This window comes from Bacteroidota bacterium (genome assembly GCA_016706865.1).
GTDB lineage: Bacteria > Bacteroidota > Bacteroidia > Chitinophagales > BACL12 > UBA7236.
In genome coordinates, this window is the sequence record JADJIS010000003.1 from 2,215,620 (window position 1) to 2,242,567 (window position 26,948).

The 26,948-nt window shown below is 37.0% G+C and carries 25 protein-coding genes; 17 read left to right on the forward strand and 8 right to left on the reverse strand.

Annotated elements, in window-relative coordinates:
• Nucleotides 1-30 precede the first annotated feature (30 nt).
• Nucleotides 31-684, forward strand: a complete 654-nt coding sequence (locus IPI31_18730; GenBank protein ID MBK7569855.1) for a methyltransferase domain-containing protein — start codon at nt 31-33, stop codon at nt 682-684.
• Between the two features lie 17 nt (nt 685-701).
• Here IPI31_18730 and IPI31_18735 read toward each other — a convergent pair whose 3' ends face one another.
• The 3 genes from IPI31_18735 to IPI31_18745 form a co-directional block, all read right to left on the reverse strand.
• A complete protein-coding gene (locus tag IPI31_18735) occupies nt 702-1,616 on the reverse strand; it encodes a DUF2279 domain-containing protein (GenBank protein ID MBK7569856.1) in 915 nt (304 codons plus the stop codon).
• Nucleotides 1,617-1,848: 232 nt separating this feature from the next.
• On the reverse strand, nt 1,849-3,249 hold the full coding sequence (locus tag IPI31_18740; protein MBK7569857.1) for a phosphoglucomutase/phosphomannomutase family protein: 1,401 nt from the start codon (nt 3,247-3,249) through the stop codon (nt 1,849-1,851).
• Nucleotides 3,250-4,077: 828 nt separating this feature from the next.
• Entirely contained in the window at nt 4,078-4,938 is an 861-nt protein-coding gene (locus IPI31_18745; GenBank protein ID MBK7569858.1) for an alpha/beta hydrolase, read from the reverse strand.
• A 283-nt stretch (nt 4,939-5,221) separates the two neighbouring features.
• On the opposite strand from IPI31_18745, the gene IPI31_18750 reads away from it, so the two are divergent.
• The 3 genes from IPI31_18750 (at nt 5,222) to IPI31_18760 (ending at nt 7,567) form a co-directional block, all read left to right on the forward strand.
• A complete protein-coding gene (locus IPI31_18750) occupies nt 5,222-5,845 on the forward strand; it encodes a protein-L-isoaspartate(D-aspartate) O-methyltransferase (protein MBK7569859.1) in 624 nt (207 codons plus the stop codon).
• 170 nt (nt 5,846-6,015) lie between these two features.
• Nucleotides 6,016-6,828, forward strand: coding sequence for a hypothetical protein (locus IPI31_18755; GenBank protein MBK7569860.1), 813 nt, complete (start codon nt 6,016-6,018; stop codon nt 6,826-6,828).
• A 163-nt stretch (nt 6,829-6,991) separates the two neighbouring features.
• Nucleotides 6,992-7,567: a hypothetical protein gene (locus IPI31_18760; protein MBK7569861.1), complete on the forward strand. Its 576-nt coding sequence runs from the start codon at nt 6,992-6,994 to the stop codon at nt 7,565-7,567.
• Between the two features lie 353 nt (nt 7,568-7,920).
• Here the strand turns inward: IPI31_18760 and smpB are convergent, their stop codons facing one another.
• A complete protein-coding gene (smpB, locus tag IPI31_18765) occupies nt 7,921-8,394 on the reverse strand; it encodes an SsrA-binding protein SmpB (GenBank protein ID MBK7569862.1) in 474 nt (157 codons plus the stop codon).
• 647 nt (nt 8,395-9,041) lie between these two features.
• The gene (locus IPI31_18770; protein MBK7569863.1) at nt 9,042-9,443 is read right to left on the reverse strand and encodes a hypothetical protein; all 402 of its coding nucleotides are present in this window, start codon (nt 9,441-9,443) and stop codon (nt 9,042-9,044) included.
• 104 nt (nt 9,444-9,547) lie between these two features.
• On the opposite strand from IPI31_18770, the gene IPI31_18775 reads away from it, so the two are divergent.
• The 6 genes from IPI31_18775 (at nt 9,548) to IPI31_18800 (ending at nt 15,362) form a co-directional block, all read left to right on the forward strand.
• The gene (locus tag IPI31_18775) at nt 9,548-10,468 is read left to right on the forward strand and encodes a zinc ABC transporter substrate-binding protein (GenBank protein MBK7569864.1); all 921 of its coding nucleotides are present in this window, start codon (nt 9,548-9,550) and stop codon (nt 10,466-10,468) included.
• 21 nt (nt 10,469-10,489) lie between these two features.
• The gene (locus IPI31_18780; protein MBK7569865.1) at nt 10,490-11,284 is read left to right on the forward strand and encodes a metal ABC transporter ATP-binding protein; all 795 of its coding nucleotides are present in this window, start codon (nt 10,490-10,492) and stop codon (nt 11,282-11,284) included.
• Nucleotides 11,285-11,288: 4 nt separating this feature from the next.
• On the forward strand, nt 11,289-12,077 hold the full coding sequence (locus IPI31_18785) for a transporter (GenBank protein MBK7569866.1): 789 nt from the start codon (nt 11,289-11,291) through the stop codon (nt 12,075-12,077).
• Nucleotides 12,074-13,357, forward strand: a complete 1,284-nt coding sequence (locus tag IPI31_18790; GenBank protein ID MBK7569867.1) for a metal ABC transporter permease — start codon at nt 12,074-12,076, stop codon at nt 13,355-13,357. The genes IPI31_18785 and IPI31_18790 overlap by 4 nt, the downstream gene beginning before the upstream one ends.
• A 241-nt stretch (nt 13,358-13,598) precedes the next feature.
• Nucleotides 13,599-14,450, forward strand: coding sequence for a metal ABC transporter permease (locus IPI31_18795; GenBank protein MBK7569868.1), 852 nt, complete (start codon nt 13,599-13,601; stop codon nt 14,448-14,450).
• Nucleotides 14,451-14,909: 459 nt separating this feature from the next.
• A complete protein-coding gene (locus tag IPI31_18800) occupies nt 14,910-15,362 on the forward strand; it encodes an RDD family protein (GenBank protein ID MBK7569869.1) in 453 nt (150 codons plus the stop codon).
• Nucleotides 15,363-15,689: 327 nt separating this feature from the next.
• On the opposite strand, the gene IPI31_18805 is transcribed toward IPI31_18800, so the two are convergent.
• Both IPI31_18805 and IPI31_18810 read right to left on the reverse strand, forming a co-directional pair.
• Entirely contained in the window at nt 15,690-16,352 is a 663-nt protein-coding gene (locus tag IPI31_18805; protein MBK7569870.1) for a metal-dependent transcriptional regulator, read from the reverse strand.
• Nucleotides 16,353-16,648: 296 nt separating this feature from the next.
• Nucleotides 16,649-17,008, reverse strand: a complete 360-nt coding sequence (locus IPI31_18810; GenBank protein MBK7569871.1) for a CoA-binding protein — start codon at nt 17,006-17,008, stop codon at nt 16,649-16,651.
• Nucleotides 17,009-17,091: 83 nt separating this feature from the next.
• On the opposite strand from IPI31_18810, the gene IPI31_18815 reads away from it, so the two are divergent.
• Entirely contained in the window at nt 17,092-17,382 is a 291-nt protein-coding gene (locus tag IPI31_18815; GenBank protein ID MBK7569872.1) for a hypothetical protein, read from the forward strand.
• A 1,584-nt stretch (nt 17,383-18,966) separates the two neighbouring features.
• On the opposite strand, the gene IPI31_18820 is transcribed toward IPI31_18815, so the two are convergent.
• Nucleotides 18,967-20,331 carry a pyruvate dehydrogenase complex dihydrolipoamide acetyltransferase gene (locus tag IPI31_18820; protein ID MBK7569873.1) on the reverse strand — a complete coding sequence of 455 codons (1,365 nt, stop codon included), beginning with the start codon at nt 20,329-20,331 and terminating at the stop codon, nt 18,967-18,969.
• A 613-nt stretch (nt 20,332-20,944) separates the two neighbouring features.
• Here IPI31_18820 and IPI31_18825 point away from each other — a divergent pair.
• From IPI31_18825 to IPI31_18850, 6 genes are all read left to right on the forward strand, one after another.
• Nucleotides 20,945-22,078 carry a hypothetical protein gene (locus IPI31_18825; GenBank protein MBK7569874.1) on the forward strand — a complete coding sequence of 378 codons (1,134 nt, stop codon included), beginning with the start codon at nt 20,945-20,947 and terminating at the stop codon, nt 22,076-22,078.
• A 187-nt stretch (nt 22,079-22,265) separates the two neighbouring features.
• Complete coding sequence (locus IPI31_18830) at nt 22,266-22,895, forward strand: hypothetical protein (GenBank protein ID MBK7569875.1); 630 nt, start codon at nt 22,266-22,268, stop codon at nt 22,893-22,895.
• Nucleotides 22,896-23,058: 163 nt separating this feature from the next.
• The gene (locus IPI31_18835) at nt 23,059-23,772 is read left to right on the forward strand and encodes an endonuclease/exonuclease/phosphatase family protein (protein MBK7569876.1); all 714 of its coding nucleotides are present in this window, start codon (nt 23,059-23,061) and stop codon (nt 23,770-23,772) included.
• A 2-nt stretch (nt 23,773-23,774) separates the two neighbouring features.
• Complete coding sequence (locus tag IPI31_18840; protein MBK7569877.1) at nt 23,775-24,638, forward strand: GIY-YIG nuclease family protein; 864 nt, start codon at nt 23,775-23,777, stop codon at nt 24,636-24,638.
• Between the two features lie 54 nt (nt 24,639-24,692).
• Nucleotides 24,693-25,529 (forward strand): Bro-N domain-containing protein, encoded by an 837-nt coding sequence (locus IPI31_18845; GenBank protein ID MBK7569878.1) that lies wholly within the window; start codon nt 24,693-24,695, stop codon nt 25,527-25,529.
• A 396-nt stretch (nt 25,530-25,925) separates the two neighbouring features.
• Nucleotides 25,926-26,651 (forward strand): hypothetical protein, encoded by a 726-nt coding sequence (locus tag IPI31_18850; protein MBK7569879.1) that lies wholly within the window; start codon nt 25,926-25,928, stop codon nt 26,649-26,651.
• The last annotated feature ends 297 nt before the right edge of the window (nt 26,652-26,948 follow it).

The window sequence follows — 26,948 nt, forward strand, 5'->3', positions numbered from 1 at the left end:
AATAAAATGGGTACCATAATATAGATAGGCATGAAGAAAACATTAAAATGGAATATTGCTCAAAAGGCCGAATTAAAATGGTGGGAGAATTATTTGAAAGGGAAGGATGTGGAACAATATCACACTTGGAAAAAAGCGTATTGGCAGAAATTATTGGATACCATTAAAGAAAGTTGCCCGGTAAACCCCGGTATGGATGTTTTGGATGCCGGTTGTGGACCTGCGGGCGTATTTATGAATTTAGCCGAATGCAAAGTGGATGCTGTTGATCCTTTGGTGGATGAATATGAAAAAAATCTTTCTCATTTTAAAAGAAGTAATTATCCCTTTACCACTTTTTATAGTCTTCCAATTGAGCAATACAAAACAGACAAAAAATACGATATCATTTTTTGTATGAACGCCATTAATCATGTGGCGGATATTAATTTCAGTTATGACCTGCTCGCATCCATGGTGAAACCCGGAGGAAAAATTGTTGTTACCATTGATGCACATAATCATGCATTTTTTAAACATTTATTTCGTCTTGTGCCGGGAGATATATTACATCCTCATCAGTATGATCTGAAAGAGTATGAAAACTTTTTGACAAACCGAAATTTTAAAATATTGCAGTCAGAGAAACTTAAAGATGAATTTTTCTTTGATCATTATATGCAGGTTGGGGAATTGAAAGATTAAAAAATGAATTATATAAATTAAAAATAAATCGGATAAAATTTTACTTTCCCATTACCATTTATTTCCAATGCCGGGGCTGGGAATTTGAATAAATTAAGTACATTAAATACATAGTGAAGCATGAGTGAATTTGTTTTTATCTGGGAGAAATCGATATCGAAGGATAAATAATATTGACGATATCTTTCAATATCATCAGAATAATCGATAAGCATATCAGGATCACAAAATTCGGGGGAGATAGAGGCGTCGGGGCACCAGATATTATCGTAGCCTCCTAACATTCCCTGAGCTCCGTAACCGGCGCTTATCATGAGCCATTTCGGAAATTTTGTTTCGGGTTTCATGAATTGTGAAGGGTTCACACTCATCCAATAAGTGGAACCATTATAATCTTTTAATATTTTTTCGGGACCTGTTGCGCCGAATAAGGCATCTGCTCTTTCCTGTACTAAAAGATCTTCTTTGGAATAATCGACAAAATGTGCGGAGTATTTAAAAACGATGCGTTGTTCGTCCCATAAATAATTTTGACCCATGCTTACTGCCGCACCTAATGAATTGGCAGCAAAATCGCCGATGGAAAATCCCCATTTTTCTGAAAAGGCATCAAATACTTCAATGGTCAATTGTAAAACGGAACCGGATACTGCTCCCACCCAATAGGTATTTTTATCTTGCATACCTGTCCAGTTGTAAAAACCGGTGGTGAGATTTGTTTCAAAGTATGCGGTATAAAAATGACCGAATTTATCGTGTTGTAACCATTCGCCTTCATCGTCGAACAAATGAAATTTGCTGTGCGGATAATCTTTATACCAATAATTATATAAGGCAACTGTTGCGCCGCTGTATAATGCAACTTCTGATGCGAGTACTGCGGTGAATCGTGTTTTATTAAATGTTTCTGCAGGAGTTAGGAATTCGCGCATGAATTTGGTGGAATCGGATTGCGCGTGTGTGTTGCTTGCGGAGGATAATAATATTATCAATGTCACGCAAAGTCGCAAAGGCGCAAAGGTTTTTTGGAGGGAAATTATTGCTCCGGATTTCCACAGAGTTCCTTTCAGGTAACTCTGTGGGGACACACGAGAGATGAACCCTCCCGGAAGTGTCCCCACAGAGTTACGCGCAGCGAACTCTGTGGAATGCGGAGTCGAAATATTATGCAAGCAAAATTCCTTTAACAGTTGCTAAAATATCATCTGTCTCTTTCTGATTCGGCGCTTCTGCATAGACACGCAATAGTGGTTCGGTTCCGCTGGCGCGGATCATCATCCAGCTGTTTGCGCTGAGATGAAATTTGTAGCCGTCTATATCTTCCACTTTTTCTACATTGTATTTTCCAAATGATTTATAGATTCCGTTTTTGCAATTGGTAATGATCTGATTTTTTAAAGTGTCGGTGATATGTAAATCGTTTCTGTCGAAATAAAAACTACCGGTAATTGCATATACTTCATCGATTAATTGTTTTAATGTTTTACCGGTTTTTGCCATGAATTCAAATATCAATAATCCGCACCAGATTCCGTCGCGTTCGGGAACGTGACCTTTAACTGCAATTCCTCCACTTTCTTCTCCGCCCAATAAAACATCTTCCACTATCATTTTTCCGCAGATGTATTTGAAACCAATTTTAGTTACTTCATAATCTAAATTATAATGTTCGCACAAACGTTTTACTTTTTCACTTACGCTGAATGCGATAACAACTTTACCGTTGTAATTTTTATATTTATGTAAATAGTGAATTAACAATAAAATAATATGATGCGAATCCACAAAATTTCCTTCATCGTCATACATTCCGATCCTGTCGGCATCACCATCGTTTGCCAAACCGCAGGCAAGGGAATTATCATTTTTTAATAAATTACTTAACTCTGTTAAATTGCGATGGATGGGTTCGGGAGCCTGACCTTTAAATCCGGGATTTTCGTCGCAGTGCAGAGCAACTATATTTTTTAATATGCGCAAAGCAATTCTTTGTCCGGCACCATACATTGCATCGTATCCAATTTTAATTCCCGAATTATTAATTGTTTGCAGATCGAAACTTTTTTGCACGTGTTCGAAATACATGTCTTCGAGATTTACCCAAACTAATTTTCCCGCTTTTTCAAATTCTTCCAATGAGGTGGAAGGAATTTCATAAACATCCGGAATCATTGTTTCTACCAAAGCAATATCTTCCGGAATTGTTGGTCCGCCATAACCACTTTTTAATTTGAATCCATTGTATGAAGGTGGATTATGACTTGCTGTTATTACAACTCCCGCAGTTGCATTTAATTTATTAGCACCAAGACTTATCATTGGGGTAGAAATAAAATCTTTTGCGAGGAAAACTTTTACTCCTTCGGCACATAAAACTTTTGTTGTTACTTCCGCAAATAATTCACCTGCGAAACGACAATCGTGACCAACCACAACGGAGGGTTCGTTGCTGATTTGTTTTACCCAATCGGCAGTTGCTTTTGCAACACGTGCAACATTATCGGTGGTAAATTCTTTTGCTATGATGGCTCTCCATCCGTCGGTTCCGAATTTTATCTGGATCATAATTAATGTCTGGTTTAATTGAGTGCTAAAGATATAAATAAAAAAACGGGTCGCATTTATTTTCCTAGGAGAACTATTCTATTCCAATATAATTACAAGCGCTTTAATAGTTTAAATATTTATTTAGAAACAAAAATCTAGCTCCGGTTGATCAATTGCGGTTCCATCAATTTTGCCACCTTTTGTTTGACCAAAAGGTGGAGCCAAAAGTCAAGGGCTGCATCAGGCGGATTAAATGTCCCTAATGCTTGCCACCGGAGCGAAAAAGGCGCCATCCTCCGCAGCGGAAAATTATGTGTTCCAAATGGAAATTAATGCTTTAATCATATCCCATCTTCTCAAAATAATGGCGCTTATTTTCGGTCAAATCCCGCTACCATTTGAGCTTTTATTTTGTTGTGGCGGCGCATAAGGGACATTAAAACCACCTGCTAATGCCCGCTGTTAGCTCCGTAAACTTTTTTGGAGGATCAAAATCCTGTATTGTATATGGAATCTTAAAATTAACAAAGACCGATTTTTTGAAAATTTTATCACTCCTCAACTTTTAATCAAATACCAAAAAAAACCACCTGCTGTTGGCAGATGGTTTTGAAAAATATTTTTGTGGTAATTTAATTTTAATTTGACGATACCGCCGCGTTAGGGATTGTAGCGGAAACCCCACAGCGAGGAACGAGCGAGGAGTTGCAGCGGAAAGCCCGGCCCGCAGGGAACGCCCCGCCTCCTAGCTAAAAATTATTTAAGGTGTACGATTATAGATATCAAATAATCTATACTGTAAAAATACAATCTTCAGGGAGTCGGGCAGGCCCAATTAATTACACATCAATCCGCCGACTTCTCGTAAAACGCTTTAATTTGTTTAAAATATTCGTCGCGGTTGCTGCTGAAATTTTTATCGTTGTCTACTCCTTTTACGGTGTAAATAGTTGTTACTTTTTTCTTCATGGCTTGCAATTCGAGCATATCGGCAGGAGTCATGATATTTCCCTGTTCACCAATGATCAATAAAATTGCGCGCAGGTGATCACCTTTATCTATCAATGCCATTTTTGGTTCTAATAAAGACACATTGTAACCTATTGGCATCATGATACGAGTTCCTGATTTTTGTTCGTAACGATTTTGTACTGTTTCGAAAGTGGAATAAGGATTATCTGCAATTACGCGATGCACTTTTAAATTGTTTGCACCAACACCAAGTGATAAACCACCACCAATTCCCCAGCCATAAAGATCTACTGATAAAAGTGCGTGATATTTTTTAACATATTCCACTGCCGCAGTTAAGTCGGTTGCAAATTGTTGATAGATAAAAAATTTAGGGCTCACATTAAAATCGCTGCTTTTTCCAAAACCGCGGTAATCGTACATAAATACATGAAAACCTAATCCGAGAAATTTACCGGCCTGTTCGAGACCATTTGCCATGTTCTGATTTCCATCGTGACTGATGATAACCGCTTTTTTAGAGGATTTATCATTTTTTTCACCCGGATATAAATGCCATGCATATAAACTTGCTCCATCGTCGGTGGCTATGCGAATTGTGTCGAAAATAAGACCGTAATCAGCCGGAGTAATATCATACGTTCTTTGCGCATTAAGTCCGAGTGTTTGTTGTCCGTTTAAAACGGAGGTAATGAGAATAGCTACCGGTAAAAAGAGTTTTTTAAGCAACTTCATAATTTTTTGAACTGGTTTTTGATTTAAATAATTTTGTGTAACCGCTGATTTTCAAAATTCGTGCCTGTAAAATTAATTACCCGTTTTTTATTTCACGCAGTAAAATCCCGATTGTGGATAATTATTGGTCAAAAGTGGAAAGCAACAAGAAAAAAGGGTTTTCATTTGCATGCGGAATAAACGAAAAGTGCGTTAGAACTTCTGAATTTCCGTTATTTTTTGTAATTTTTTATCTCAATTCAGCCACGTGAGTCAGAAATTTGATACATATAGACATAAGGGAATGCGCCAGGAGTTAACAGACACTCTTCGACATAAAGGTATAAGCGATGAAAGGGTTTTAGCGGCAATAAATGCGATTCCACGACATAGTTTTATGGATGAGGCATTTTTGGAGCACGCTTATGAAGATAAGGCCTTTCGGATCGGCGAGGGACAAACTATCAGTCAGCCTTACACCGTTGCCTATATGACCGAGTGGCTTGAGCTGGAACCAGGTATGAAGGTGTTGGAGGTTGGCACAGGAAGCGGTTATCAGGCCTGTGTGCTCGCCGAGATGGGTGTAAAGGTATTTTCGATAGAACGGTTTAAGAAGCTCCACGACACGGCAAAACAGCAGATCAGTTTATTGGGGTACAGCAAATCGATAAAATTGTTTTTTGGGGATGGATATGAAGGAATACCAGAAAATGCCCCTTACGACAGGATAATAATTACTGCTGCAGCGAAGGAGATACCTCAAAAATTATTGAAACAGTTAAAGGTTGGGGGTATAATAGTGTTACCATTGGGAAAGGATGATGATCAGCTCATGATAAAAATGACCAAAACTTCCGAAAACGATTATCGCAAAGAAATGGGTGATAATTTCCGTTTTGTTCCCATGCTTCCGGGTAAGATCTTTTAGAAACGGGTTTGTTCTCTAAAAAAACATTTACTTTTTTTTCCACCTGCATGCAACCAGGCACTGTATATCAAAACCTACTACTCAAAGGAAAGCGGTTAAAAACTTTGTCCGTTTAAAAAGTAACCAACTGCATACTGACCTATTTTTGCATCGAACAAAACCAATGTAGTATGAAAAAAACAATTCTGATAATTGCTGTTATAGCAACAACATTAAGTGCTTCGGCACAAAATTTACCTAAGGCGGGTTATTCCGGTTTAGGATTTAACGTTACCGGACTGTCGAATGTAATGTTCGGAAACTTCGGATCCTCCGCACTTTCCGGTGCACAAATTTCGGATCCTGCTTTTGTATTGGAAGGATATCCGGTAACCCTGGATGATCTTATACCTCAAAATATGTTGATGTATAAAAGATATTACGATAACGGACTTGCAAGTCGTTTTTCTTTGGGAATAAACAGTATTTCTGCCAAAAGTTTTATGGGTGATTCAACAGGTTTTCCACTGGAATATTCCGAAACTGAAGAAAAAGTTTCCGGTTTAACCTTTGGAATAGGTGCTGGTTTGGAAAAACATATGGAAACCAATGCAACAAAAGTTGACCCCTTTTTAGGTGCCGAGATCAAATTCGCTATGCTTACAGGAGTTGATTATTCAGCTACTACGGATATTACGGGCGACGGTTATTCCTCTACTTTTACTCAGGATGTGGCATATCCGGGAGGAATAGGATTTGGTTTGAATCTATTAGGAGGTTTTAACTATTTCTTCAGTGATAATATTTCCATCGGCGGTGAAGTTGGTTTAGGTTTCGCTATGATGAACTCCGGTGGAGAGTGGACTAACGATACAGAATCTAAATTTACCGTAGGTGGGGTAACAACTACAACAACAGTTAACGACCGTGGTGAATACAAAAACAGTATGAGTGGCATTAATGTGAACAGTTACGGTGGAGTCAACCTTATTGTATATTGGTAATTATTATTTAATCTCTTTATTATGATCCCGGCCTTTGTGCCGGGATTTTTTTTGTTGATTGCAACTATTTTGAACGCTTTTCAATCTTTGTAGCTGTTATTAACTACCTTTGCGCCTGTTTAATAAAAAAACCCTCAAAAAGGGATATCAGTAAAAACGAAATATGAAAAAATTATTATCAATAACAACTCTGGCTATAATTGCAGTATCTGCACTCACCTTTTCAGGCTGTAAAAAAGGCGAAAACGACCCATTTTTAACCTTTCATTCACGCGATGCCCGTCTTACTCAAAATTGGAAACTTGTGAGTTTCAATGGAACTTCGGTGGAAACAATTGATGGCGTGGAAACAAATATTGAATATACTTTCGACGGAACAAATTTATATACTACTATAAATGGAACCACCAGTTCAGCAACATACGCTTTCACTATGGAGGTTAAATCGGATGGAGAGGTATTCTCGGTAGAAAGCATGAATGATATTAATACCGGTGATCCATTGTCGCAGAGTTCTAAAACCAGCTTTTGGTATTGGGGTGATGATAATAAAAACAAAACCGCAGTTTATCTCGACCTAACAGGAATTTATTCAGGAATTTTAGTTTACGACATTCCGCGCCTAGCATACAACGACATGAATCTTAATGTGTCGTACTCCGATAATTATACCTTGGGCGAATCGGCGGGTTCACTGAATTTGAACTACGATCTGGAGTTTGAGGTAATTTTACCTTAAGTTAGTGGGCAGTAAACAGTGGGCAGTGGGCAGTTTGTAACATTGGAGATTTTTGCTCCGAAATTAATCTTTACTATAATTGATACTAGTTCTATAGCTCCCTTTGGGGCTGGCGGCTCGTGGGAAGTGGTGAGTGGTGAGAATTACTCCGAATTAAACTTAATCTACCGGATTCACGAATCACGATTGACGAGTCACGAAAATGAGTAATGAGTTATGAGTTATGAGATTGCTCCTACCTGGATGAAACTAAATTATCTCCCCTAAAAAATTACGAAAACTTAGAAATAGGTAATGGATTTCCAATTTAACCGAATACCCCAATTATCAATTATCAATTGTCAATTGTCAATTCATTTGTATTTCAACATCGTTCTATCCAGATCTCTTTGTTCGTCTTTCTTTTTGATGGATTCGCGTTTGTCGTAGACTTTTTTTCCTTTGGATAAGGCGATTTCCACTTTGGCAAATCCGCGGTCGGTGAGAAATAAACGCAATGGAACAATGGTATATCCACGCTCTTTTACTTTTGCCAATAATTTATTGAGTTCTTTTCTGTTGAGTAATAATTTGCGAATGCGCAGTGGTTCATGTTGCCAGATGGTTGCCTGTTTAAATTCCGAAATACTTAAATTTTTGATCCACAATTCATCTCCCTTAAAAAAACAAAATGCATCACTCAAATTCACCTTTCCATCTCGAATACTTTTTATTTCGCTTCCATGCAAAATGATCCCAGCCGAATATCTATCCAGTATCTCATACTCAAAGGTTGCCCTTTTATTGCTGATGTTAACGTTGTTGTAGTCTTTTTTTTCCTTTGCCAATTTGTTTCGGGTTCTGAGTTCTGAGTTCTGAGTTCTGGGTTCTGAGTTCTGGGTTCTGAGTTCTGGGTTCTAGGTTCTGAGTTCTGGGTTCTGAGTTCTGGGTCCTGGGTCCTGAGTTCCGGGTTCAGAGAAGTTTACATGGTTTCTAAAAGTACCAGGGTTTTGATCTGTTTAATGCCTGCCCGACCACTGGCGGGTTCTTTATTCTTTGTTCTTTATTCGATATTTTAAAAAGTTTAGAGGGTTTGCAAATGTTTCATGCCGTCGATCCGATCATCTTCACCACGGACTAAAGTCCGTTGTTACAAGATCTATCGTCCCTTCGGGACTTTGGATTAACTATACCCTAAAATTAAAAGTTCCGGTCTTGCTCTTCTTTACCTGTGAACTAGTTATATCCTATATCACTTTCCCATGTCCTATGTCAAGTCCTGTGTCCCGTGTCCCGCATCCCATGTCCCGATACGCTCCACGGACTAAAGTCCGTTGTTACAAGATCTGCCGTCCCTTCGGGACTTTGGATTAACTATACCCAAAAATTAAAAGTTCCAGTTTTGTACTCCCTAACATTTGAAATAAGTCAAATCCTATGTCACTTTCCATTGTCCTATGTCAAGTCCCGTGTCCCGTGTCCCGTGTCCTTTATCCTATGTCCTTTGTCCCAAAACCTCGATCACCTCATTCAGTTTCGCTTTCTTTAGAATCTTCTGCCCCGTCCTGCCATCCGCTATAACTCTATCGCCGACCTTGGCTATAAAAGAACAAATGATCGCATTTCCTTGCACTTCCTCCAAAGTTGCATAAAAATCAACAGAACTCCCAACCAAAACGGGTGAGCGATGATAAACTTCAATAAAGGTGCCTATACCCTCCTCATCTTCTTCTTTCATCTCCAAAACAAAAAGCCTTGTACTCCATTCTGCATCTTTGGTAAGATAAAAAGTTGCATATAAGGGATGAACCATACCGCTCTCAAAGGCCGCTATTTCGGTGCTTTGAACCACCTTGGTAAACACTTTTATGTCGCCGGGAATAAATGGATTTTTCACTTGAGGGGCTAAATTAAGCACTTTCGATTTGGAAATTTTTTACATTATGCAAAATTATTTTTTAGATTAGTCTAAATTTTATATCTTTGCGTTAAAATATCAAAATGAGAAGAATACTTTTTGCAATAATTATAAGCGCAACAATAGCCGGATGTGGCAATAAAACGCAGGAAACGGATGATAAAAAGACCAATATCGTTACAACCACCGGCATGATAGGCGACGCAATTGAAAACATAGCTGGCGACAAGGCAACGGTAACAGCTTTGATGGGTCCGGGGGTTGATCCGCATTTATACAAAGCATCGCAAGGCGACCTCACCAAATTACGAGGATCAGATATTATTTTTTATAACGGATTACACCTGGAAGGTAAAATGCAGGAAATTTTTGATCAGTTGGCAAAAGAAAAACCGGTATTTGCAATAAGTGCATCCATAGATGAAAAAAAATTGCGCAGTGTGGCTCAGGTTTCGGGAATCAGCACCCATGACCCACATATATGGTTTGATGTTATGATGTGGAGCGAATGTGTGGAAGAGATAGGTAAAAAACTTTCTGAAACAGATCCAACCAACGCGGCATTTTATAAAGAAAATACCCGAATATATATTGAAAAATTAAAACAATTGGATGAGGATGTGAGAAATAAAATATCTTCCATTCCGCCTGAAAACAGAATTTTAATTACCTCTCATGATGCATTTGGATATTATGGAAGAGCATATGGAATTGAAGTAAAAGGTTTACAAGGAATTTCCACTGCAGCAGAATTCGGATTAAAAGATATTACCGATATGGTGAATATGATAATTGAATTAAAGGTAAAAGCAGTATTTGTAGAAAGTTCGGTGAGCGAAAAATCGATCAATGCAGTGCGGGAAGGATGTAAACAAAAAGGCCATGATTTAAAATCGGGTGGTACATTATTCAGCGACGCCATGGGTGCAAAAAATACGCCGGAAGGAAATTATATCGGTATGGTGCAACACAATACCAATATTATTTACGAAGCCTTAAAATAAACACGAACTAAAAATATACCGATGCAAAATATTATTAAAGATCCTGTTTTAGAAGTTCACGATCTCACTATTTCTTACAATAAAAAACCTGCTATCTGGGATATCGATTTTATGATACCCGAAGGAAAATTAGTGGGTATAATTGGTCCGAATGGCGCGGGGAAATCAACCCTTATTAAATCGATGATGCAATTAATTCCACACGACAGCGGATATGTAAAATTATTTGGTAAAGATCTGAATGAAGTTCGCGATCGCGTTGCTTATGTTCCGCAACGAGGTAGTGTTGACTGGGATTTTCCAGCAAGTGTTTTAGATGTAGTGATGATGGGCCGTTATGGCAAACGAGGAATATTCGGCAAACTTGGAAAAAAAGATAAGGAACTCGCAATGTTGTGTCTGGAAAAAGTGGGAATGCATCAATATATCAACCGACAAATTTCCCAATTATCGGGGGGGCAACAACAACGTGTATTTATTGCACGCAGTCTTGCTCAGGAAGCCGATCTGTATTTCATGGACGAACCCTTTGCAGGAATTGATGCAACCACCGAACAAACAATTTTTGAACTTCTATTAAATATGCGGAGCGAAGGAAAAACAATTCTGGTTGTTCATCATGATCTTCAAAGTGCTTATGAATATTTCGATTGGATCATTTTAATTAATACGCAATTAATTGCATCAGGACCAAAAGAAGAAATTTTTGTTCCGGAATATTTACAAAAAACCTATGGTGGAAAATTATCTTTATTAATGAATGTAGGCCATCTGTTAAGTGAAATGGAAGCTCCTATTCGCGAGAAAAAAAAATAAAAATATGACACGACAATTTAAAAAAATAATTATTCTTCTGCTTGTGTGTTTTTATGTTTCGCATATGCATGCACAAAATGAATCCATTATTACCGATCGCCCTGATCAAACGGAAAGTGCTGCACTTACTCCTATAGGATATTTACAGGGTGAACATGGTTTTGCAGTTAATTTTTTAGATTTTAATAATGAGTATTCCATTGCATCAACGTTAATGCGTTATGGGATAAATGAATATTTTGAATTGCGTATGGAAATAGCTCCTGTTATTAACGATGCGAATGAATCTGAATTTGGAATTAATCCTGTAAGTATAGGATTAAAATCAAAATTAATAACAAAAGAAAATTTTGCTTTATCCCTAATTACGCATATTCAATTATCAAAGATCGCAACAAAAGGATTACAAACAAATTATGCAGCTATCGCAACAAGATTAACCGCTGCACACAGTATTAATGATTGGTGGAATATTGGATATAATGCAGGTATAGAATGGGATGGTTTCACACCAAATCCATATTATATTTATACTATCACTTCAGGATTTTCCCTTGGTGAACATTGTGGTGTATTTGCGGAAGCTTATGGCAATATATTTTATTCCAATCCGGCAAGCGATATTATTTACGATCCACTTGATCAACATTTTGTAGACGCAGGTTTTACTTATAGTCCAAATCCTGATCTGCAATTTGATATTTCAGGAGGAACTATTTTACAAACCGGTATAACAGATCTATTTATTTCCACCGGTGTAGCGTACCGATTTAATACAAGAAAAAACAAATGAAAACCTTTTTCGATTTCTTTTCTTTTTCCGACCCCAACGTGCAGTTTGTAGTTATAGGTATGATATTACTAGGAATAGGAACGGCAACAATTGGAACCTTTGCATTTCTGCGGAAAAGAGCATTAACGGGTGATGCAATTGCACATTCGGTTTTGCCGGGTGTTTGTCTTGCATTCATGATATTTGATACCAGAAATTTATGGGTTTTACTTGGTGGCGCATTTGTAACAGGTTGGTTGTCGATAATATTCGTGGACCTCATCACGAAAAAAACAAAATTAAAACCGGACACAGCGATTGGATTAACACTCTCTGTATTTTTTGGAATAGGAATTTTATTGCTCACTTTTATTCAACAAAGCGGCAATGCATCACAAAGCGGATTAAATAATTTTTTATTTGGCAAAGCTGCGGCAATGAGTACGGATGATATCAGAACTATGGCAGTGGTGAGTTTATTTATTATTGTTGTAGTGGTAATTTTCTTTAAGGAATTCCGCTTGTTGAGTTTCGATCCCGACTATGCAAAATCCACCGGATTACCGGTCAACTTTTTACAACTCACCTTAACCACCTTAACTGTTCTGGCCGTGGCTGCAGGTATTCAGGCAGTTGGTGTGGTTTTAATGGCTGCATTATTAATTACACCTCCTGCTGCAGCGAAATACTGGACCGATAAATTGGGCAAAATGATCTTGCTGAGTATTTTATTCGCAGTGATAGGAAGTGTTACAGGTGCTTATGTATCCTATGCAAATAATAAAATGCCAACCGGCCCCTGGATAGTTACCATGACATCTATAATTGCGGTGCTGAGTATTTTATTTGCCCCAAAAAAAGGTGTTATACCAAAAATGATCATCCGCAAAAAATATCAGAATAAAATGTTGCGCGAAAATATTCTGAAAGAATTATATCACCTCGAAGAAAAAAATCCCGGTAAAAAATCATTTACACTTTCCGATATTGCAACCGAACGCGAAATGAAAACTTCCAATTATGTATTTGGTTTGCGGATGTTATTGCGCAAAGATTTTGTAGTGAAAATAAATGAAGCCTATTATTTAACAGAAAAAGGTTTGGAGGAAGGAAAAAGAATAACCCGTATTCATCGTCTCTGGGAAATGTATCTAACCGAAAAACTCAACATCGCCAGCGACCACGTCCACGACGACGCCGAAGCCATCGAACACATCATCACCCCCGAAATCGAAAAACGCCTAATAGAATTACTCGACAAACCGGAGAAAGATCCCCATGAGAAAATAATCCCTTATTAAAGTAAGTATTAAAGGTATGAAACAATTAAGTCGTAAAAAGGAGAAAGGAGAGAGGAGAAAGGAGTTTAAATTTCTTGCGAAATTTTTTAAAATCCCAGCTGATGTTTTCCTATGTCAATTTTCCCTTGTCCTAAATCAAATCCTATGTCCTATGTCCTATGTCCTATGTCCGACAATAATCTTTTTGCAATCGAAAATTATCAATACACAAATATTTAACAACCGAAGCTTAAACTAAACCATGGATGCATTTTGGATAATAATAACAGGTAGTCTCGTAGCAATAACCTCCGGTTTATTAGGTTGTTTTTTAATATTGCGGCGAATGGCAATGGTAGGCGATGCAATTTCGCATGCGGTGTTGCCGGGAATTGCAATAGCCTTTTTAATTTCCGGTTCGCGCAATTCGGTTCCTATGTTGATTGGTGCAGCGGCATTCGGAATGTTGTGCACTGTATTAATTGAATTATTTCACAAAAAAGCAAAATTGCAGGAGGATGCAAGTATAGGAATAAGTTTTACCTGGTTGTTTGCAATTGGGGTAATATTAATTACTTACTTCGCTGACAAAGTAGATCTCGATCAGGAATGTGTTCTATATGGCGATATCACTTTTATTAATTTTGAAACATGGTTGAATATTCCCACAGCGGTTTGGATGTTGGGAGGATTATTTACTATAATAATTGCATTTATTGTAATTGGATATAAGGGTTTATATCTCACCACTTTTGATCCCGATTATGCAGCAACAATTGGCATTTCGGTGGTGCTTTGGCATTATTTATTAATGGGAGCTGTTTCACTTACTACGGTATTATCTTTTGAAAGTGTGGGTGCCATTTTAGTGGTTGCATTTTTAATTGTGCCAGGAGCCACAGCGTATTTACTTACCCATAAATTAAAAACAATGTTATGGCTCGCAGCAGGTTTTGGAATTGCAGCCAGTGTGAGCGGATATTATTTTGCTGTAATATTAAATGCATCAGTTTCAGGCGCTATGGTAACAATGTTGGGAATCTTTTTTGTGGTTGCATTTATTTATTCAGTTTATTTAAAACGAAGAAGCCGAAAATTAATAATGGAGGGTTGAGAATGGAGAGTTGAGAATGGAGAGTTGAGAATGGGCCTTCGCTTTTTATTGGAATGTTTTAGTCCTAATAAATGAACAATGCATACCCAGGTCGCTCTCCCAGATCCTATTTCCAATCTTATTTCCTACTTCCTATTTCCATTTTTAGCCGGTAAGGCGGTAAGCACGGTAAGGGTGCGGGAAGAAATTTTCGATGGAATGATATTTTAATTTCCTATTGAATATTTTTTTTGCCGCAAAGGAAGGACGCGAAGGTTGCGCGAAGAAATTCTTGAAAACTAAAAGTTCAATATTTTCCATTATTTTTTAAAGTAACAATCAGAAATTAAAACATAATTATAGATCAAAGTAGTCCTGTGTCCCTTTCCCATGTCCTTTGTCAAATCCTGTGTCCTGTATCCTATGTCCTATGTGTGTCATTTGTCAATTTCTACTTATATTAGCACCAAAACCACACATATGGAAAACCAAAATCCTCTCGACAGTCTTAATATCGAAAACGAATCAAACTACGAACTTGCAGCAACATGGAAGCGACTTGTAAATTTTATTTTAGATTATCTCGCAATAATGGGAATCGTGATCGGCATTATTGTAATAGCTCCTACTATAGGTCCTGATGGATCACCGGGAAAATTTTATTTCTTATTTTATTGTATATTCTTTCTTTATTACGCAATTATGGAAGCTGTTTTCGGAAGAACTATCGGCAAATTTATTACAGGAACAGTAGTGATAAGAGAAACTGATCTCGAAAAAATAACAGCAAATCAGGCACTCGGAAGAAGCATCTCCCGCTTCGTTCCATTTGAACCATTTTCCATGTTAGGCTCCCAAATCGGCTGGCACGACAAATGGTCAAACACCATGGTAGTGGATGTGAAATCTTTGGTGAAAGGAAACAACTATTAGCAGTTGAGAATTGAGAGTTGAGAATGGAGAATGGGTGCTTTGATTTATACCGGAATATTTTAGTCCGTTTTAATAAATTAATTTAATTGAAACAAATTTTAATTTTCTCAAGTGAGAACGCAACTCATTTGGTGAATGGTGCCCGCCCGGATGACCAGGTCGGACGGGAATAGTCAGTGATGAGTAAACTTTATTTTTCCCATGTTACTCAAATTAATCAACCAGAAACTAAAGGTTCTATTTTAAAATAAATCCTGTCCTTCCTCATATTGCCCTTGTCCTATATCAAGTCATATGTCCTATGTCATATGTCCTAGGTCCTATGTCCTATGTCCCTATTTTGCGTACCAACAAATTCGCCGCAACCTTCTGCGATACCACTAATTCTTTTTTATTGTTGATGATTATGATCTTGCTTTGATCGTAGTCCTCGTCGTCTTTAATTTTTATTTTGGTATTTAACACGAGGTCGATCTTATTTAGATATTGAAGAAATTGTGTAGAGTGATCAATTACTGCAGCGATGATTCCTATGTCACCTTTTTGCATTTTATCGAGCGTAACATCTTCGTGATATGCAATATTTCCCTCCTTGTCAGGAATAGGATCTCCGTGCGGATCGAATTTCGGATTTCCAAGAAAATTATCAATGCGATCGGTCAAAATTTCCGAATTAATATGTTCCAATTGTTCTGCAAGTTCATCCACTTCGTCCCAACTAAATTTTAAAGTATCCACCAAAAATGTTTCCCACAATCGATGTTTGCGAATAAGGTCTTTTGCCAATTTTTTTCCCTTATCCGTAAGCGAAACACCATAATATTTTTCGTAGTGAATTAATTTTTTTCCCGATAATTTTTTCAGCATATCCGTAACCGATGCCGCAGTGGTTGCCAATTTTTCAGAAATCGCATTCGTAGAAACATTCTCCTCCTGCATCTCCGACAATTTAAAGATGGCCTTTAAATAATTTTCTTCTGTGTGGGAGATGGAGGGTTTCAATTGAGTTGTTTATTTTGATTAAAGTTGAATGTGTAAAGGTAATTAAAGAATTTTGAGAGGTAGAAATCCCGTTGCAGTTGGCAGTGGCAGTTGGCAGTAGTAACATTGGAGATGGTTCCTCCGAATTAAACTTATGAGGATTAGAGAAGTAAACTCCTACTCATTCAGTGATAATCCTCCTTCGCTACTGCGACCTGCCTACTACCACTGCCAACTGCCACTGCCTACTGCCACTGCCTACTACCACTGCCAACTGCCACTGCCTACTGCCACTGCCAACTCCTCTAAAACGTCCCCGTAGACAACATCACCAAAGTGCAACCCTCCACCGTCTCAATATTATGCTCCTTCGCCAGATCTTCCAGTTCCTCGTTTTCTGTTCCGGGATTGAATATTATACGTTTAGGATTTAATGCTATGATCTTTTCGTAGTATTCTTTTTGATTATCCGGATTGAGGTAGAGTGTAACCGTATCAATATTTTCCAGCAAAGGAAATTCCTTTAGGATAGGCATATCATCAATCTTCGATTCTCTTTTTCCCACAGCAACCACTTCATGTCCGTGCGCTTTGAGTTTACGTGCCGCCATATTTCCATAACGTTCGGGGTTGGGAGATGCGCCTAATACCAATGTTTTTTTCACAATATCTTTTTTATTTAAAAAATAGTTATATCTTGCTTGTTGAAACAACCAGCTGTAGTAAATCGTTCAAAAAAACCACAGCTATGCAATTAGAAACTATTACAACTATTGAAAAAGAGCAAATTCCATTTCTGGAATTAAATTATCACGATGTACTTCAACATCCCGATTATATAAATCGCAGAAAACATATTTTATATGATGCAATGATCCTGGGTAATAATTACCACACAAAAGTAAAGATCATCTTCGAATGCAAACAAGGAATTTTCCAGGTAGAAACCACCGTCTGGACCGCCACAGAAGATTTTGTTTTATTAAAAGGCGGAGTTTATCTTCCGGTAATGTGCATACACGATGTAATAATCGCGTAGCAATTGACAATTGATAATTGACAATTTAGGCTTTTAGTTGGAATGATAATTTAATTTCCAACCAGTGCCGTGGCGAGGTGTTTTTCACCTGCCACAGATTTCGGAGAGAAATTTTTCATGTTATCATCTGCCTAATTTTAAGTGATCTGTTATCTTAACTTTTAAATGAAATATTTTTTGCCGGGAAGGCGGAAAGTTCGGGAAGTATGCGGGAAGAAATTATTGTTGGAATTTTATTTTAATTTCCTATTGAATATTTTTTTTGCCACTAAGGCGCAAAGTTTCGCGAAGAAATTTTAGTTGGAATTATATTTTAATTTCTAATTAAACATTAAAATATTATCATAAAGTTTTTTCGAATAATATTTTAATAAATTTTCAATGGAATAGATTAGTTTCCGGGTGGTCAACGAGCCTCATCAGGTGGTGCCATTGCCCTTAGACGCAGCCACAACAAAATAATCTTTTAATGTTTCTAGAATTTAAGCGAAAGCAGCGCCACCACTTTGAAAAGTATATTTTTAAATGCCAGATTAAATAAAAATTCGAAAGCATAATCATCCGGTTTATTCGTGGCGCCTCTTTCGCGGAATGTGGCAAGTCTTAGGGCAATGTGTGCCGGCTGATGAAGCTCTTGATTTTTGGCGCCACCTTTTGATCAAGCAAAAGGTGGCAAAGTTTCATGAGGACGAATATCATCACTTGATCTCAAAACTTAATCCGAAGCAATAAAACCAATTTGCCGGGAAGGCGGAAAGTTCGGGAAGTATGCGGGAAGAAATTTTTGCTGGAATTTTATTTTAATTTCCAATTGAATATTTTTTTGCCGCGAAGACGCAAAGGGCGCAAAGTTTCGCGAAGAAATTTTAGTTGGAATTATATTTTAATTTCTAATTAAACATTAAAATATTACCATAAAGTTTTTGCGAAAGATATTTAATAAATTTTCAATGGAATAGATTAGTTTCCGGGTGGTCAACGAGCCTCATCAGGTGGTGCCATTGCCCTTAGACGCAGCCACAACAAATTGATCTTTTAATGTTTCTAAGGGTTAAGCGAAAGCAGCGCCACCACTTTGAAAAGTATATTTTTAAATGCCAGATTAAATAAAAATTCGAAAGCATAATCATCCGGTTTATTCGTGGCGCCTCTTTCGCGGAATGTGGCAAGTCTTAGGGCAATGTGTGCCGGCTGATGAAGCTCTTGATTTTTGGCGCCACCTTTTGATCAAGCAAAAGGTGGCAAACTTTCATGATAACAAATATTATCACTTGATCTGAAAACTTAATCCGAAGCAATAAAACCCATTTGCCGGTAAGACGGTAAGAACGGAAAGGAAACGGGAAGTAATTTTAGTTGGAATTATAATTTAATTTCCTATTGAATATTTTTTTGCCACGAAGACTCGAAGATCACAAAGGTTACACGAAGAAATTTTCGCAATGCAAAAGTTTAATATTTTACATGCTACTTTAATATATCAATTAGAAATTAAAATAATATTAAAAGACAAAGTAGTCCTATGTCCCCTTCCCATGTCCTATATCAAGTCGTATGTCGTATGTCCTAGGTCCTATGTCCTCCTTAAAGTAACATGCGAACCGGCTCCTCCAAATACTGCTTAAGCGTCTGCATAAACTTCGCCCCAACACTTCCATCAACAGCGCGATGATCGCAACTCATGGTAACCTTCATAACGTTGCCGACAACAATGGCTCCGTTCTTAACAACAGGCACCTGATTAATTCCACCCACGGCAAGAATACACGCATCCGGTGGATTTATTATTGCAGTAAATTCTTCAATTCCCATCATACCGAGATTGGAAATTGTAAACGTATTTCCCTCCCACTCACTTGGCTGAAGTTTTCTGCTTTTTGCACGCGCAGCAAGATCATTTGTTTCCATTGCAATTTGCACCAGCGATTTATTATCCGCAAAACGAATTACCGGAACAACAAGTCCGTCGTTAATTGCAACTGCAACACCAATATGAATATGTTTATTCATTTTAATTGATTCTCCTCTCCAGCTCGAATTAACCTGCGGATGCTGACGCAATGCCATTGCACATGCTTTTACCACAAGATCATTAAACGAAATTTTCACCGGACTCACATCATTTAATGCTTTACGCGACGCCATTGCCTCATCCATATTTATCGATACCGTTAAATAAAAATGCGGGGCGCTGAACATACTTTCCGAAAGTCGTTTTGCAATTACCTTGCGCATTTGCGAAACCGGAACATCTTCCGAACTTTCTTCGCCAACAAATTCATGCAGCGGCATTATTTCCATTTTTTGTTCTGCCTTTTCTTTTTCTACAACCTGCGGAACAAAATTTTCTATATCTTTTTTTATTATTCTTCCCTCAGGACCACTTCCCGAAACATCACTTAATTTAATTCCTTTATCACCTGCAATTTTTTTAGCGAGTGGCGATGCTTTAATTCTTTCATCGTCGCCGGATTTTATTTCAGAAACTTTTTCTGTTTCTTTAACAACAGTGTCGTCTTTTTTCGGAGCCTCCTCTTTTTTATCTTTATTCTCTTTCAGATCAGTTTCTTCAACTTTATCTGCTACTACTGTATCTTCCGTTTCTTCTTTTTTAGCCTCTTCTTTTTTAGGTTCTTCTTTCTTTTCCTCCGTTTCCGTTTTTTCTTCCGCCTTTGGTTTGCTTTCATCTAATAAAGCCTGAAAATCTTCTCCCGGAGCACCAACAATTGCAATAACCTGATCCACCTGCGCACTTTTTCCCTTCTCCACCCCAATGTATAAAAGAGTGCCCTTCACATAATTTTCCAGTTCCATGGTCGCCTTATCGGTCTCCACCTCTGCAAGAATATCCCCGCTCTTCACCGTATCACCCACTTTTTTATGCCATTCCACAAAGGTCCCCTCAGTCATCGTATCACTCATCCGGGGCATTCTAATTACTTCAGCCATTACAATATATTTTAGTGCGAAAATAGGAAAGTATGAGGAGTTTTGGAAACGGGCTACCGATGTGCAGTAAGTATAAGGGGCCTGCCCGACTGACCTTTCGTAAATCTTAAATATTAATAATGGTTTTGGGATTTGAAAATTATGTTGGAGTGACAAATCTTTGTAAGGTCAGGCGGGGCGTGTCCCGTTGGGCCGCGCTTTCCGCTGCAACTCCTCGCTCGTGCCTCGCTGTGGGGTTTCCGCTACAATCGCTCACGCGGGGTAAACGGTTGAATTGAAAATTGATTTCTTATTTGAAAATAAGGTTTAATTATACCTTTTTGAATTCTGCTATAACAAAATAATTGAGAATTTAATGTGGGAGGGGTGGTTTGTGGAAAAATAAGGGGAGTTGTTACGTATAAATAGTGAATGTGAGGTTAAAAACTAAAATATAAATCGAAAAATTGTTAGTGGTATTTTAGAAAAGGTATTTTAGTGCCTGAACAGAATGTTAAGCATAAATTTATTCTGTAATCCATCGGAATTTAGATGGCTTGGAGCAGGTTTATGGAATAAATATGCTCCAATAAACTAGTTAGCTGTCAGCTTAAAGACGACACTCACAACGATAATGAAAACGGCAGTTGAAGATAAACTTAACAGAATAGCTGACATATGGAATTACTTCATATTGGACTTCAAATTTTTCTCAAATAAAATCAAATTCAACGAGGACGTTAAAACAAACTATTTTGGTGATATTCTCGGATACTTCAAAGACACTCTTGACATAGTATTTACAAATAACAAATACTCTAACTATACCGACAAGTTTTCCTTTACGATAAGTTTCTTACAAGCAGTTTATATTCAACAAGATTTTATTCAAGAGATGTTAGAGATTTTCAAAACAGGAGTTGATAAAGGAGGGTTGAAAAAAGACCCTACATATTACATTAATAGAGAATTACGTAATGAACTCGTTGGACATCCTATAAGAAAGTTTGAAGACAATTTGATTTCATCAACACTTTTTAGTTATCAGGAAAAAGAGGACGAAATTCAGTATCTAAGGTATCACAAAGATAACAATTTTATATTCGAGAGTAAAACCTATAAAATTGCTGAAATTCAAGAAAGACATCGAGAATTTCTCGAAATGAATTTTGACGTAATACTTTTAAAACTCAAATCAATATTGGAAGAGTATTTATCGGAACTTGACAAACTTGAAAATGTTATAGACAAACACGACTTCAAAACCGTATTGAAACTTGTTGAACTTTACTTTGAAGTCATTTTCAAATCTGATTTCATTTATGACAAAGCCTCATTAAGTAAAATTTATTACCGCAGAAATGAACATATACGCTATCAAAATTTTATTGACAAGTTTTACAAGGACCTGCGGACTGCAATTACGGAGAAAAGAAACTCGGTGAAAAATATTTTTGAAAGAGAAGTAATTGATAAGATTTCTTTCGACAGTTTATCAATACCTAAAATAGAGATTGTATTTACAAATTCAAGCGACACAGAGGACTTTACAAAGCAACGGCAGGAAACTTATAATTATGAAATTGGTAAGATTGCAACTAAAAGAAATTCAAAGGACTTTGAATTATTCGGTGGAATACTTAAAGAAAAATGTAAAGACAACGAATTGGTTTTGGGTGAACTTGAACATATGGCAAAGAATATCTCAGATGAAATTGAATATTATACCTCTTTAAGCCTAATATGTTTAGAATTGAAAGTAGAATAGGTAGCCGAACCGCTAACAAGCACATTTGCGCCAGCCGGGCGACGACCACCTCAGAATAATTTTCGATATCCTAAAACTTCGTATTTTTATTAAAGATTTTCGATTGCCTTCCCCGCCGTCGCAAATCTGCTGCACGTTATGGGCAATTTAACACCGACAGAAAATGAACATACACAACAATAGGACTTTGAAAAGATTTGCATTTGGCATTAAAGAGAATACAAAAATCTTAAGTGTAATTGGACTTGCGTTTTTTCTTATTGCTGCTGTTTTTGGAATATTTTGGATTATCAATCCTAACAAGAACTCTTTAGAGCCGACAATTTTCATTCTTGGTGCTTGCTCGACAATTTTCTTTGGTTTACCGCAATTGGCAGAATTTATATTGCCGACAAGAAAACCCATTCGACATATGACATATGACGAATTAATTCAGTTTATTCAAAGCACTGATCCAGTAAATGATTGGCATAGTATAGACAGAGAACTAGTTGAAGAAAGATTTTTGAAAGAAGATCCTCGACTAAGAATTGTAACAAAAATAATTGATGACGGAATTCATAATGATGACTTTAGAGAAGAATGGGCGAATAGACATCCCGACCCCAATGCCAAAAGTTACTACTATAATATTTTATTTGATGGAAATTTTATTCATAGACTTATTTTAGTTTCTGTAGACGGCCACAGAGCGACACTTCCAATTCCTAATTTGCAAACAATGCGAGTAAACTCCTTTGACTTTAAAATTGCACAAATATTTGACAGTTTAAACACACTTGAGGACTATATGAGACGCTCACAAATTAGAACATAAACTGCCCATTTCCTGGGTTTTGCGTCAGGCGGACTGACGTGCAAACTTGGAGCTTTGTGCTCCTAATGAACTTTAGTAATAAATTGAAACTTTGTGTTCCGAAACCCGCCAGAACGCAAAGCCCGAAAACGTTATACCTAATACTAAAACTACACAATAATTAATGAAAATAGTCACGTGGAATTGTAATGGCGCTTTAAGGAATAAGTATGAACATCTTTCAGAACTTAATGCAGATATTTATTTGATACAAGAATGTGAAAATCCACAAACAGTAAAACACGATAAATATACATCTTGGGCGGGAAACCATTTATGGAAAGGTGATAATAAAAATAAAGGGCTTGGGATCTTTGCAAAAAACAAAACCAACCTTGAATTAATTGACTGGAGCTGCACTTACAAAAACCATGATGTAAAACACTTCTTGCCGTGCCTAATAAATAACGATATTCAAGTAATCAATATTTGGACAAGTCAAAACAAATCACCAAACTTTGGTTATATAGGACAATTATGGAAATATTTAGAAATAAATAAGTCCCATTTTAGAAAAATAATTTTAGCGGGTGACTTTAATAGCAACACCATCTGGGATGAATGGGATAGGTGGTGGAATCATTCTGACGTTGTAGATGACCTATCCAAATTGAATATCCATAGCTTGTATCATCGCTATTTCAAAGAGGAACAAGGAAAAGAATCAAAATCAACTTTTTTTCTACATAGAAATAGAGTAAAACCTTACCACATTGACTACATTTTTGCATCACAAGAAATTGAAAATAAAATGCTTAATTTTGAAATAGCTGACATGGATAAATGGTTGATGTATAGTGATCATATACCTGTTGTTTGTGAAATAAATAATATATAATCATGAAATTCGGTAAGACAATTAAAATATTCCTAATAGACGGAGATCCCAATGGAAGGATGAGCTGTGAACTTTCCAATTGGTCAGGAAAAGCATATAAGATACCAAGAATTAAAATAAAGGACTGCACTGACCGTGATGACTTGATAAGCACAGGAGTTTACATGCTATTTGGAAAGGATGAAGAAGGTAAAGACCAGGTTTATATTGGTGAAGCAGAATCTATTTTAAAACGACTAAATCAACAACTGACACAAAAAGACTTTTGGAACGAAGCAATTGTATTTATAAGCAAAGATGAAAATCTAAATAAAGCTCATATTAAATATTTGGAAAACCGCCTACACGACATTGCAAAAGCTGCCAACCGTTACAAGATTGACAATTCTATTATCCCGACTCAATCCTCAATTTCCGAATCAGATAGAGCCGAAATGGAAGAGTTTATCGATTATATAAAAATGCTAGTTAATACATTGGGGCATAAAGTTTTTGACGAAAAACGGGAATTTAAACCAAAGCAAAATCAGGAAACATTTTTCATAAAGTCAGCTCGCGGTGCTGATGGCCAAGGCGAACCGACTTCGGACGGATTTGTGGTATTTAAAAACTCTAAAGCAGCGGCAACAATAGTGAATTCAATGACTTCAAACTTCATCACCTATAGAGAAAAACTTATTCAGGAAGGTGTACTTTTAGATAAAGGAGAATACTTTGAATTTTCCGATGATTATATTTTTAGCAGTCCATCAACAGCTGCGGTTATGGTAATGGGCCGAAATGCAAACGGACTAACCGAATGGAAGAACATAGACGGTAAAACACTGAAAGAATTTGAAACAAATGATAGAATTGTGAAGGCTTAACCGAACAGCAAATTATTCCCGGATACTGGAATTTGGGTTTAAAAAATTTAATCTATGAAAAAAAACATAATAAAACTATTTGAACAAAAGCAGGTGCGAACCCATTGGGATGATGATGCCGAAAAATGGTATTTTTCAGTTATTGATGTTATTGAAATTTTAACCGGTAGCCCCCGGCCTAGAAAATACTGGAATGCCTTAAAAACCAAGCTGAAAGCGGAAGGTAGTGAGTTGTCCCAAAATTTGGGACAACTGAAAATGCAGTCGGATGACGGCAAGTATTACAATACAGACGTGGCTGATACAGAGCAAATTTTTCGGTTAGTGCAATCCATCCCATCCCCAAAAGCAGAACCATTTAAAGTTTGGATAGCCAAAATTGCCCGTGAACGAATTGATGAAATAGAGGATCCGGAAATAGGTATTGACAGGTTGATGGAAACATATTTGAAAAAAGGTTACACTAAAGAATGGATTAATCAACGACTGAAAAGTATTGAAATTCGAAAGGAACTCACAGATGAATGGGAAAGCAAAGGTGTAAAAAAGGGTCAGGAATTTGCTGTTTTAACAGATGAACTTACTAAAGCCTGGAGTGGATTTAGCACTAAACAATACAAGGCATATAAAGACTTAAAAAAAGAAAACCTGAGAGATAACATGACAAATTTAGAATTGGTGCTCAATATGCTCGCAGAGGCTTCTACAACAGAAATATCAAAAGATAAAAACCCAAAAACATTTAATGAACATAAAATTGTAGCTCAAAAGGGTGGAAAAGTTGCAAAAGCTGCTCGTGTACAATTAGAAAATACTACCGGTAAAAAAGTAGTTACAAAACAAAATGCTAAAATTTTGGCTCCAAAAACGAATAAAAAAATAAATGGATAGAAATCAACTGTCCGAATTCTCCGAACAGTACAAAATGCATACTATATAATTCGCAAAACTGGAATAAAAACCACGTCAACAGCAAGTGATAAATGATCTAATGACCTGATTTAAAATGCAACAATTAAAAAATTCCTCATTCGTCTAGAATAACAGCAGAAATGGATACGTTAATACAGGGTGCTGAAACCATTTCCGATTTATTCGAAAGTATAAAAGGCAAGTTTTGAAAATACAATGATCTCACACGCCATTTTTTCATTCCTCTTGTTAACACTACTCCTCTCCTGCTCAAACCCTCAGGACAACAAAACCATTTCATCTCCCTCAACCGACTCTGCCCATATCCTCACCATCGATGAAAAACAAGAGATCCTATACGAAAAAAGGAGAGTCATGCGTGAAGAGGAAATAAAAGACAGTATATTTTGCGACAGGGCCTTAATTGAGGCTTTGATAATTGCTCAGGAAAATATCCACCAGAAAACATTTCACACCGAATTTGATGTGGTTCTTGATAGTAATTTTAACGTGAAGGTAGAGATCAGTCTGGACCATCATTTTTCAAAAACCTATCAGCACCTGATCATTCGACGGCTTGCTCCGACTGATTTTTATATTGACATTTATGTAAAAAAGGATACAATTTTCGAAAATGTTTTCTCCGAAAAACAATGGAGAATGGGATTTATAAATGATACCATTCAGGATATTAATGGAGACGGATTTAAAGACGTAGTTATAGTCTGGCATGCTCTAGGTGGTTGTTGCTTAGGAGAATCCAATAATATTTATTTGCTCGAAAACAATAAATATACATTTTCAGATATGTTTAAATTTTTTAATCCAACATTTTCACCGAAGGAAAAAATTATACGCGGAGTTGGTTACGGACATCCAGGCGAAACAGAAATGTATAAATATAAGTGGAATGGAAATAAGATCGACACCATGGAATACGTATATTTTGAAAGAAATGACACGTATGAACTTACAGGAAAAATCATAGTCTCCAATCGACTTCCTTATGATGAAAATTTTAAAGTAATTAAAAAATTGGATGAAGTTCCTGCAGAGTATAAAAAAATTTATGGTTACGATTGGTTTAACAATGATTTATAGTATCACAAATAGTTAAAGGGGCGGAGCATTTGCAATAATGCTACTTACACGTGCCCCGGCAGTGTCTCCATAAAACAATGATCACGAATAAAATAAAATCTTCCAATGGGACGCTGGCCGGATTGGGGCAGATACCTCCGAATGCAGCAGAGTTCCTTCGGTAACTCTGCTGCGAAATCTTCAGTGAAAAGCGCCCGGCATTTTCGACGATTCTAATGAGCAACCTCATCGATACAAATCCAGCAGCGTCTCACCATTTTATTTTAATTGAAAATTAATTTACTAGTTAAAAATAGA

Excerpts from the sequence above, each read along its gene's own strand:
- IPI31_18730 (MBK7569855.1), top strand. The coding sequence starts at position 31 with ATGAAGAAAACATTAAAATGGAATATTGCTCAAAAGGCCGAATTAAAA.
- IPI31_18735 (MBK7569856.1), bottom strand. The coding sequence starts at position 1,616 with ATGCGCGAATTCCTAACTCCTGCAGAAACATTTAATAAAACACGATTC.
- IPI31_18740 (MBK7569857.1), bottom strand. The coding sequence starts at position 3,249 with ATGATCCAGATAAAATTCGGAACCGACGGATGGAGAGCCATCATAGCA.
- IPI31_18745 (MBK7569858.1), bottom strand. The coding sequence starts at position 4,938 with ATGAAGTTGCTTAAAAAACTCTTTTTACCGGTAGCTATTCTCATTACC.
- IPI31_18750 (MBK7569859.1), top strand. The coding sequence starts at position 5,222 with ATGCGCCAGGAGTTAACAGACACTCTTCGACATAAAGGTATAAGCGAT.
- IPI31_18755 (MBK7569860.1), top strand. The coding sequence starts at position 6,016 with ATGAAAAAAACAATTCTGATAATTGCTGTTATAGCAACAACATTAAGT.
- IPI31_18760 (MBK7569861.1), top strand. The coding sequence starts at position 6,992 with ATGAAAAAATTATTATCAATAACAACTCTGGCTATAATTGCAGTATCT.
- IPI31_18775 (MBK7569864.1), top strand. The coding sequence starts at position 9,548 with ATGAGAAGAATACTTTTTGCAATAATTATAAGCGCAACAATAGCCGGA.
- IPI31_18780 (MBK7569865.1), top strand. The coding sequence starts at position 10,490 with ATGCAAAATATTATTAAAGATCCTGTTTTAGAAGTTCACGATCTCACT.
- IPI31_18785 (MBK7569866.1), top strand. The coding sequence starts at position 11,289 with ATGACACGACAATTTAAAAAAATAATTATTCTTCTGCTTGTGTGTTTT.
- IPI31_18790 (MBK7569867.1), top strand. The coding sequence starts at position 12,074 with ATGAAAACCTTTTTCGATTTCTTTTCTTTTTCCGACCCCAACGTGCAG.
- IPI31_18795 (MBK7569868.1), top strand. The coding sequence starts at position 13,599 with ATGGATGCATTTTGGATAATAATAACAGGTAGTCTCGTAGCAATAACC.
- IPI31_18800 (MBK7569869.1), top strand. The coding sequence starts at position 14,910 with ATGGAAAACCAAAATCCTCTCGACAGTCTTAATATCGAAAACGAATCA.
- IPI31_18815 (MBK7569872.1), top strand. The coding sequence starts at position 17,092 with ATGCAATTAGAAACTATTACAACTATTGAAAAAGAGCAAATTCCATTT.
- IPI31_18820 (MBK7569873.1), bottom strand. The coding sequence starts at position 20,331 with ATGGCTGAAGTAATTAGAATGCCCCGGATGAGTGATACGATGACTGAG.
- IPI31_18825 (MBK7569874.1), top strand. The coding sequence starts at position 20,945 with ATGAAAACGGCAGTTGAAGATAAACTTAACAGAATAGCTGACATATGG.
- IPI31_18835 (MBK7569876.1), top strand. The coding sequence starts at position 23,059 with ATGAAAATAGTCACGTGGAATTGTAATGGCGCTTTAAGGAATAAGTAT.
- IPI31_18840 (MBK7569877.1), top strand. The coding sequence starts at position 23,775 with ATGAAATTCGGTAAGACAATTAAAATATTCCTAATAGACGGAGATCCC.
- IPI31_18845 (MBK7569878.1), top strand. The coding sequence starts at position 24,693 with ATGAAAAAAAACATAATAAAACTATTTGAACAAAAGCAGGTGCGAACC.
- IPI31_18850 (MBK7569879.1), top strand. The coding sequence starts at position 25,926 with ATGCGTGAAGAGGAAATAAAAGACAGTATATTTTGCGACAGGGCCTTA.